Below are 9171 nucleotides of genomic sequence, written 5' to 3' on the forward strand. Positions count from 1 at the left end.
ATGCGCGAGGTGATCGAGCAGCTCGGGATGGCTCGGCGTATCACCGCGCGTGCCGAAGTAGTCCACGCTGCGCACCAACCCCTCTCCGAAGAGCTTCTGCCAGACGCGGTTTACCGCAATGCGCGCGGTGAGCGGGTGGCGAGCATCCGCGATCCAATCAGCCAGTTGCAGGCGACCGCTTTGCCCGGCGGGAATCTTCGGCTGCGGACCCCACATCGCCACACGCACCAGACCGCGCGGGATGGTGTCACCCAGCGCATACGGATTGCCTCGGATGGTCACGCGCATGTCGGCGGGCTTTTCCGCATCCTGCACGGCGATGGCTTGTGGTTTGCCGGGATGAAAATACTCACCGTGACCGATGCGGAGTTCGAGCGCGGTGATTTCCTTTTTCAACTCGTCGAGGCGCTTTTTGCCTGCCGCATCTGGTTTGTCACCGAGTGCCTTCGACTGCGCCTCCAGCTTCTGTTTTTCCTGCCGCCAGCCAGCCAACTTCTGTTCGTGGTTGCGGGCGATTTTCCGGTCTTCTTCCAGCTCCGGCAGCGGCACGCGTTGGATATTGCTCCAGATGCCGTGGCCTGTTTTGAACGTCGTCTTCGTGCTGCGGAACATGCCCGCCAGCGCGTAGTAGTCCTGCTGGCCGATGGCGTCGAACTTGTGATCATGGCAGCGCACGCAGCCCAACGTCATGCCGAGGAAGGCGGTGCCCACCTTGCTCACCTGACTGTCCACGAAGTCGTGCTCCATCTTCAGCTTGTCGATGGCGTTGATGTCCACATCTCCCAGCACGATGAAACCGGTCGCGATGAGGTTTTCTCGGCGCTCTTGCGGCGAGGCGGCAGGCAGTAGATCGCCCGCGAGCTGCTCGCGGATGAAGCGGTCGAAGGGTTTGTCCTGGTGAAAGGACTCCACGAGGTAGTCGCGATACCGCCACGCATGTTCCGCGAAAACTTTGCCTTCCGTGCCGATCTGTTCGGCATAGCCCACGAGGTCCAGCCAATGCCGCGCCCAGCGCTCGCCATAGGCTCTGGATGACAGCAGACGGTCCACGACGCGCTCGTGCGCTGATGATCCTGATAATGAGACAATCGGATGGGGAGACAATGAGATGCTCTTCTCCTTGTCTGATTGTCCCCTTGTCCGATTGTCTCGTTCGAGGTCGGCCAAAAAGTGCTGAATCTCCGCCTCGGTCGGCGACAGGCCAGTGAGGTCAAAGGTCACGCGCCGCAGCCAGACATGCGCCTCGGCCTCCGGTCCTGGTTGAAGGCCCGCCGCCTCCTGCTTGGCAAGAATGTAGGCGTCCACCTCATTCAGCGGCCAAGCTTGATCATGCACGGCGGGTGGCGCGGCATCCCGCACAGGTTGATAGGACCAATGCTTTCGACCCTCCTCCACATCCACGCCGGTCTTCTTCACCGCTTTCGCCACCGCCACCGTCTCGCGCGGATCGGGCGCACCGCGCTTCACCCACTCCTCCAGCACGGCGATCTCACTCTGCGGCAGTTTCGCCTTCGGCGGCATCTCCATGTCCGGGTTCGTGTAGCGCACCGCCTCGATGAGGCGGCTCTTTTCCGGCGACCCCGGCACCAGCGCAGGCCCGCTGTCACCACCCGCCTGCCATCCCGAGCGCGAGTCCAGAACCAGCCCGCCCTTGATCTTGCCCGCATGCGAATGGCATTCATAGCAACGCTGCTTGAGCAATGGCTCCACACGCTCGCGGAAAAAAGCATCTCCCTCCGCCGCAGAGGCGGCGAGTGGGATCAAAAACAGGGCGGTGAGTTTCATTTGGGATTCGGAAAGACTTGGCGCGCTCGACGACGGCGAAAGCACCCATGAAAATACAGTGCCACCACCCTTCTTCTTCATGAGCTTGCGAGACTATTTTCCTAATGGCCGTTACTCTCAGAGCAATGAAATCCAAACGCAGTGCCAAGCCCTCCGATGACCGCCGCTATTTCAAGGAAGTGCGGTTCCGCCAGATACGCGCCTTGTTTGAAATCGCCAGACACGGCACCTTTGCCGCGGCGTCACGCAGTCTCGGCATGGCCACGCCATCCGTGTGGCGTCAGGTGAGGGCGCTGGAGGACGACTACGGTGTGCAACTCGTCACCGCCAAAGGCCATGATGTGCGCCTCACCGAGGACGGCGAGCGGCTGCTGGACCTCGCCGCGCCGCTGGTGGAGGGCTTTGACTCGCTGAAGAAGGTCTTCCACGACCAACACGGCAAGGCCGAGCGACATCTCCGCATGGCTGCGCCGGCCACGGTGCTCAACAGCACCCTGCGCCATGTCATCGCCCGCTACCGTGAGTCCCATCCGCAGGTGCGCCTCTCGCTCATCGACGCACCATCGCGCATCGCGTGGCAGCTCCTGGAGGCCGAAAAAGCCGACCTCGCCATCGTCGGCACGCCGCAAGGAGTGACGCTGCCCACACGCTTCGAGGCCACACCGCTTGTGCGCTACCCCTTTGAGGTAGTTTGCCTTGCCAGCCATCCCTTTGCCCAGATCAAAGCCCCCAAGCTGCGCGACATCGTCAAGCAGCCGCTCATCCTCGCCGGGGAAAACTCCAGCTCACGCATGCAGTTTGATCACCTCGTCTCCAAAGCCGGGCTGAGCGACCAAGTGAACGTCATCATGACGGCGGGCAACGTCACCTCCATCCTCAACTACGTGGCTCTCGGCATGGGCGTGGCCATTCTCACCCGACCCGCAAGTGAAGCCCTGCCAGTGCCCGCCGATGTGAAAGCCCGCTTCATCCACCGCGATGTCTCCAGCTTCCTCGGCCACGACCAAGTCGCCCTCCTCCACCCCAAAGGCCGCCACGAACTCGCCCACGTCCGCGCCTTCCGCGAGATGGTGGTGAAGGGGCTGCGAGAGAAGGAGTAACCGCGATGGTGGAAAGGCATTGTCTGCCCGTCTCATGGCTCTTGAAACTCACTTCCCACCAACCTTCGCCTTGAGCCGCTCCTGCCAGTCCTTGTGCTTCTGTTTGAAGGCCTGGAACTCGCGATACTCGTCGGGTGAGATGCGGCCGTCTTGGTCTTCGTCGATGGCGTCAAAGAGCCATTCGTAGCCGGGCTTGGATTGGTTCCATTCATCGCGGGAGTTCCAGCCGGCGGCGCTGGTTTCGTTGAGTTCGAGGATCTGACCGGCATCGAGCAGGGCACGGCGGTAGCGCGGGAAGTCGATGGCTTGCACGGCGGCGTTTTGCTGGACCGCATGCGCGGCGGCGATGCCTGCGGAGAGGCCGAGCGTGATCCAGACGGGCTCCATGCGGATGCAGGTCATCGCGATGTGACTCGCGGAGCAGCACACGGGCACGAGCAGGTTCTCGCACTCGCTCTGCTTCGGACGAATGGCGCGATACGGCAGGCGATGGATGCCGCTGTGCGCCGGGTTCGCCTTCATGATGCTGAACTCGCCGCCGCTGAGCGCGATGCCGCCCTCGTGTGCGATGGTGGCATAGGGCCAATCATCGACGCCGTAGCTGCCGAGGCCGACGGAGTCCTCGGGGCTGGCCGCGCCTTCGAGATCCTTTTGCGTGACGACATAGTCCGACTTCATGCGTCGTGCCTCGCGCACGTAGAGCTGATGCGGCCAGCCGTTCGTCTCATCGAAGATGCCGCGCTGAAAGCCGATGGCTTCGGCCCTTTCTCGCATGTCGGGTGGCGCGGAGGGATCGGTGCGAAGGAAGTGATACATGCCGCGCACGAAGTTCATCTGATCCCGCCAGATGCGCGAGCGCGTGGGCCAGTCGCCATCGGGATAGGCGGCGTTCTCACCGGCCATCGACTGCGCCCAGAGCGCGCGGCTGGAATTGCCGCTGAAGATGCCCCAGCCGTTGTTTTGCGAGTATTCGCCGAGCACATGCATCTTCCGCCCCGCTCGCATGTCCACGCCCTTCTGGAAACCGCGGCGGAAGATCTCATAGCGACGCGGATCATAGTCGTCGGGTTTCTCGATGCGGATGGGGTCTTTTCGCGTGAGCACCCAACGAAAAGCATACATCATCGTGAGCTTGTCCGCGCTCCCGAGCGGGCCGATTTGTATGTCCTGCACGAATGGCAGCAGGCCGCTCTTCGGATCGCCGGGCTTCACATACGGGTCGATGTCGTAACGCATCAAGATCGGCCGCACGCCACCGAGCGACTCGCCATACTCCTCGCGCGATTCGCGGCCCCAGGTGTAGCTCACGCCGGACTTCGCCATCAGATCGCCCTCATACGAGCAGTCGATGAACATCCGCGCCGCGACGGTCTTCGCGTTCTTCGCCAAAGGCTGCTCGATGGGGCAGCCGAGCTTGTCCGCCGGCGCGTGATCGAGCGTGATGCTGCGAATCCGAGCGCCTTCCTTCACCACGCTCGCCAGCCGATGCTCATAGATCACCGGGATGCCAAGCTGGGCGAGTTCGCGCTTGTAGAGCTCACGCATCGCCACGTCGTCCTTATCGATGAGGAGCTTCAGCGCCATCTTGCCCACCGAGCGCTTGTAGCCCCAATCAATCGCGTTCAACCCACCGCCGCTCATGCCGCCCAGCCATCGCGAAGGCTCCACAATGATCACTTTGGCCCCTGCATCCGTCGCACCGAGCGCTGCGGCGATGCCACTGGCCGTCGCGCCATAGATGCAGACATCGGCTTCGACGGCATCGGCCGCGAGCAAGCGCGGATCAAAGGCACACGCGGCGAGTGTGGCGGTGGTCGTTTGGAGGAAATGGCGGCGGGTGGCGGGCATGGTGGTCTTGATGCTGTGGGTAGCTCAGGGAAAAAATCACCGCCGCAGATACACCGTCGCGGACCAGTCGGAGCGTGCGGTGCGCAGGCGGTAGGCGGCTGTTTTAACCTGCGGCGCTTCTTCAAACTCACGCGCCGTTGTTTTCACCGGCTCCCAAGCGCTCCAGCCGTTCTCGCGGAGAACGCGACGTTCGAGGGTGCCATCGACGGTCCAGGTGAGTTTGCTGTTTTCGAGCATGAGGGTTGGTGGTGGCTCGTAGCCGGTGGTCTGGCCGTTCCAGCGCCGCTGGTGGATGGCGTTGGCGACGTAGTGCGGGGACCAGAGCACAAAGCCTTCGCCATCGGGGCGCACGATGAGCTCGTGCATGCCGTCCATCAGGGGCTTGAGCACCTGCGGGCCGAGATCGAGCCGGCCGACGAGGCTGAGGTCGGCGCGGCGATAGACGAGCACGGTGAAATGATGCGCGTAGGCGATGAAAAGATAGTCGCCGCACAACGCCGCGCCGTAGGCCTGGTCTTTTGTGCGGGTGTCGATGACGACATTGTGCAGCAACTCCGCGCTCTGCGTGACGATGAGCTTGCCGTCCTTGATCTCGCAACGTTGCAGCAGGCGTCCGAGCGGCCAGTTCATGCCGCATTCGTTCGGTTTGTCGGCGGGAAAGCCGAAGAGGAAGACCTCGCCACGCTCGGAGTCGATCTCGAAGCCGCCGAGGCGTGCTTTGCCGTCCTGCCAGGGCGGCGGGAGTTCGAGCAGCGTGTTCTCCGGCGCGTTCCATTTCCAAACGGGAGCACCGTGCGCATTCAGACCGATGAGTGCGAGTTTGCGCAGATGGCGCGTGCCTTTGATGCGGGTGATGAAGGCGTAGTTGCCCTGCTCGTCGATGTTTTGAAACGCGGTGTCGCTGTCGTCACGCAGCGCTTTGGCGTATTCAGCGGCATCGAACTGGCCGTCGCCGTTGTCATCCGTCCAGATGATGCTGCCAAAGCCCAGCGGCTGGTGCGGTGGCCAGATTTTCGCGGTGTGGCGCGGTGCGATGAGTGCGCAGGGGATGGCGGTGTCGTCACCGTCTTCAAAACGGAAGACGCACATGGGATTGCCATGCTGCGTGGTGGTGATGAGGAACTTTTTCCCGAACCAGCGACGCACGCCATAAACGAGGGCGCTGCCGTTCGAGCGTGGATCATCGGGGAAGCGGGCGCGGTCGAGCGTGCTGGCGATCCACTTTTCGTCGCGGTAGTGATTGAAGCTGGAGAAGACATCGCGTGGCGATTGCGGATCGGCATCTACGCTGTCGAGGAAGCTGGTGCCGTGCAGGCTCCACTTTGGCTCGAAGTCCGGCGTGAAGGCATGCAGGCGGCTCTGGCACATGCCGGCCATGCCGACATCGCACACATACAGACAGCCCTGCGCATCAAAACCGATGCCACGGATGTTCTCGAAGCTCTGCGGGCCGATTTTGCCCTTGTGCGACCTCCAGCCGCCTTTTTCGCCGAAACTCACCTCGTGCTTCATCTGGCCGTTTTGATCGGAAAAACCGTGAATTTGATGCTCCGGGCCTCCATCGGCCACGAAGAGCCTTTTCGTGCGCGGATCGATGGCGATGTCCATCGGCTGCGTGATGTCGTTGAGGCTCGCTTTGAGCTCCGCGCCTTCATACTTCAACACACGGCCCGCGATCACCTGTGGCGGCGCATACGCAGCCATACGGCACATGGTCAAATCGGGTGAGAGGACGCGAATGGCGCGGATGGGCTGCGAGGCATCGAGCGTCACAAACTCCTCCGGGTAGTTGTAGAGCTTGTCGAGTGGCGTGGCGACATCCGCCCACGGGCCGTCGCGGCCAGCGGCGCTCGTTTGCACCTTCAACTGCCGGAAGTCCGCCTTCGCGCTGTCGCCCATGAGGCTGAACCGGGAGACGGCCACGGCTTTGCCGAAATCGAGGCCGACAAACGCGCCCGACGTGTCCTTGGCGATGTATTTGATCTTGTCCGAGGTGCTCACGGCCTGCTCGAGGCCGTGCTCCGCGTCGATGGCTTCGCTGCCAAAGACCTCGCCTTGCAGCGGTGTGTGTGCGTAGGCGGAAGTAGCCCGCTGAATGACCCACAGCGCCCCGTTTTCATCCACGAGCATTTTGCCCGCACGCTCCAACGCGATGTGAAAGTCGAGCGGCTTCAGCGTCCTCAACGACAGCGCTCGCACGCCTTCGTCATCCGCGAAATAGACGCGATCCCGCGCCTCGTCGATGGCGAGGCCGGTGATGCTGCTCTTCTGCTCCGGCAGATAGGTGGTGCGCTGCTTCGCACTGTCGAGCGCCTTGCCAGCGCGCCTTTCAAAGAGCACGAGCGTCATCACCGGGCCGTCCTTGCTCTTCACCTCACGCGCATAGGCCGCGAAGTGCTCGCTCACCGCCACCGCCTCGCCCGAGTTCACTCCGAGGCCGGTCATCTCCGGCAGCGCATCGCCATCTTTGTAGATGCCCGCCGCCCGCAGGCCCTCCTCCCACTTCGTCGTGAGAAACACAAAGCCCTCCGCGCTCACCGCCATGTCCGCCGTGTAGAGCTGCATCCACGTCTGCGACTTGTCGGCAAAGCTGTTGCCGCGAATGAGCGTGTTGCAAAAACCCGTCGTCACACATGGCAGCCGCGGAATCGACGCGATGTCCGGCGCAGGCATGACCTGCGCAGCAGCGGTGGTGGCGAGAAGGAGATAGAGGAAGCGCATGCGGCCGAACAAACGCAGGACAACCAGCCACTCTTGTCCGTGCTGAAAACATGACTGCGATCACGCCGTTTAGAGCGCCTCCATGCGTTTAGGCCTCTTTTTCCTGCTTCTGTCTTTTGTCTCGCTTTACGCGGATGAGGCGGCATCGCGCATCGATGCCCTTTTGGAGCGTCATTGGCAGGAGAAGGGGCTGTCACCGAATGCTCCGGCCTCGGACGAGGTCTTTCTTCGCCGCGTGTATCTGGATGTGATCGGACGAATCCCGACCCTGGAGGAGGCTCGCGCGTTTTGGGCCGATTCGGGTGCGGATAAGCGAGCGCGGCTCATCGACCGCCTGCTCGCCAGCGATGGCTATGCGCTGCATTGGTTCAACTACTGGGCCGATGTGCTCCGGGCGCAGTCGCAGCTCACACGACGCGGGCATCACGCGGTCTTTTGTGATCTCATCCGCGAGGCGCTCCGCAGCAACAAGCCCTACGACCAATGGGTGCGCGAGATGCTCTCCGCACGTGGCGACATCTTCAACGCACCTGGCACCGCCTTCTACCTGCGCGACACGGGCATGCCGCTGGACAACCTCGCCAACCTCACGCGCATCTTTCTCGGCACACGCATCGAGTGCGCCCAGTGTCACAATCATCCCTTCGATAAATGGTCGCAGATGGATTTTTACCAGATGGCGGCCTTCACGCATGGCAACGAGTTCAGCCACTGGAAGAAGATTCCTCTCTTTCGTGCCGCCTTGGACCTCGTGGGGCCTTACAAAGGCCCGGAGCGGCCCAAAATGGGCGTCACCATCGAAAATGCGCTCAGCCCGCAGACCTACGCGGGCATGGTGTGGACCGGCCTGCCGCTGAAACTCCCGCACGACTATCAATACAACGACGGCAAGCCGCATGAGGCGATCAAACCTGCCGTCATGTTCGGCAAAGCACCGCCAGCAGCCACGGGCGAGGGCCATCTCGATGCCTTCGCGGCCTGGGCCACCTCGCCGGAGAATCCGCGCTTCACCACGGTGATCGTGAACCGCCTGTGGAAGCGGCTTTTCGGCCTGGCAAACATCGAGCCGCTCGATGAGATCATGGACAGCTCCACGCCCGTCATTCCCGCGCTGCAGCGCGAACTGGAGAGCCAGATGAAGGCGCTGCGCTATGACATGAAGGCCTTTTTGCGCGTGTTGCTGCACACCCGAGCCTATCAGTCGCAGTGCGTGCGCGGAGAGATCGCCGCCGGTGACAGCAGTCACTTCACCGGCCCCGTTTTGCGCCGCATGACCGCCGAGCAGGCCTGGGACAGCCTCGTCACGCTCATCAATCCCGAGCCTGATCTGCCGAACCGCGTCATGCACGACTACCTGCGGAGAAGCCGCGCCATCGCCCGTGACACCATCCTCTCGCAGCGCCTCATGAGCAGCAGCGAGATCTTTGAAGGCGTCAAAGCCGCTGCCGCCACCTATGTGCGCAACGCACAGACCGCCCAGCGCCTGCAAAAGGAACTGGAGGCCGCCCGCGCCGCTGATGACAAGGCACTCGCGAAGCAGATCGGTCTGCAAATGACGACCGTGGAAAACAACCAGCGTGATGCCGTGAGCGCGCATCTCATCCGTCCTGCGGCTCAAAAACTCGCGGCGAAGGAAAAACGCTCCGTCGCCCATCTCGATGGACCCGATGCCGGTCTTCGCGGTGGCGACCTGCTGGAAAAAATCGGAGCCGAGCAT

The 9171-nt window shown here is 62.5% G+C and carries 5 protein-coding genes; 2 read left to right on the plus strand and 3 right to left on the minus strand.

The features are described from left to right. A partial coding sequence (locus tag AC6FTP_RS23650) for a DUF1549 domain-containing protein (RefSeq protein WP_497209373.1) occupies nt 1-1785 on the minus strand: 1785 nt, incomplete at its 3' end. Between the two features lie 125 nt (nt 1786-1910). On the opposite strand from AC6FTP_RS23650, the gene AC6FTP_RS23655 reads away from it, so the two are divergent. Next, entirely contained in the window at nt 1911-2885 is a 975-nt protein-coding gene (locus AC6FTP_RS23655) for a LysR family transcriptional regulator (protein ID WP_497209374.1), read from the plus strand. 48 nt (nt 2886-2933) lie between these two features. On the opposite strand, the gene AC6FTP_RS23660 is transcribed toward AC6FTP_RS23655, so the two are convergent. Both AC6FTP_RS23660 and AC6FTP_RS23665 read right to left on the minus strand, forming a co-directional pair. Beyond that, nucleotides 2934-4733 carry an FAD-dependent oxidoreductase gene (locus AC6FTP_RS23660; RefSeq protein WP_497209375.1) on the minus strand — a complete coding sequence of 600 codons (1800 nt, stop codon included), beginning with the start codon at nt 4731-4733 and terminating at the stop codon, nt 2934-2936. A gap of 36 nt (nt 4734-4769) precedes the next feature. Further along, complete coding sequence (locus AC6FTP_RS23665; RefSeq protein WP_497209376.1) at nt 4770-7454, minus strand: hypothetical protein; 2685 nt, start codon at nt 7452-7454, stop codon at nt 4770-4772. Between the two features lie 82 nt (nt 7455-7536). Here AC6FTP_RS23665 and AC6FTP_RS23670 point away from each other — a divergent pair. Next, a partial coding sequence (locus tag AC6FTP_RS23670; protein WP_497209377.1) for a DUF1549 domain-containing protein occupies nt 7537-9171 on the plus strand: 1635 nt, incomplete at its 3' end.

Source organism: Prosthecobacter sp. (assembly GCF_044378005.1).
In the GTDB taxonomy this organism is placed as follows: domain Bacteria; phylum Verrucomicrobiota; class Verrucomicrobiia; order Verrucomicrobiales; family Verrucomicrobiaceae; genus Prosthecobacter.

Excerpts from the sequence above, each read along its gene's own strand:
- AC6FTP_RS23660 (WP_497209375.1), bottom strand. The coding sequence starts at position 4,733 with ATGCCCGCCACCCGCCGCCATTTCCTCCAAACGACCACCGCCACACTC.
- AC6FTP_RS23655 (WP_497209374.1), top strand. The coding sequence starts at position 1,911 with ATGAAATCCAAACGCAGTGCCAAGCCCTCCGATGACCGCCGCTATTTC.
- AC6FTP_RS23665 (WP_497209376.1), bottom strand. The coding sequence starts at position 7,454 with ATGCGCTTCCTCTATCTCCTTCTCGCCACCACCGCTGCTGCGCAGGTC.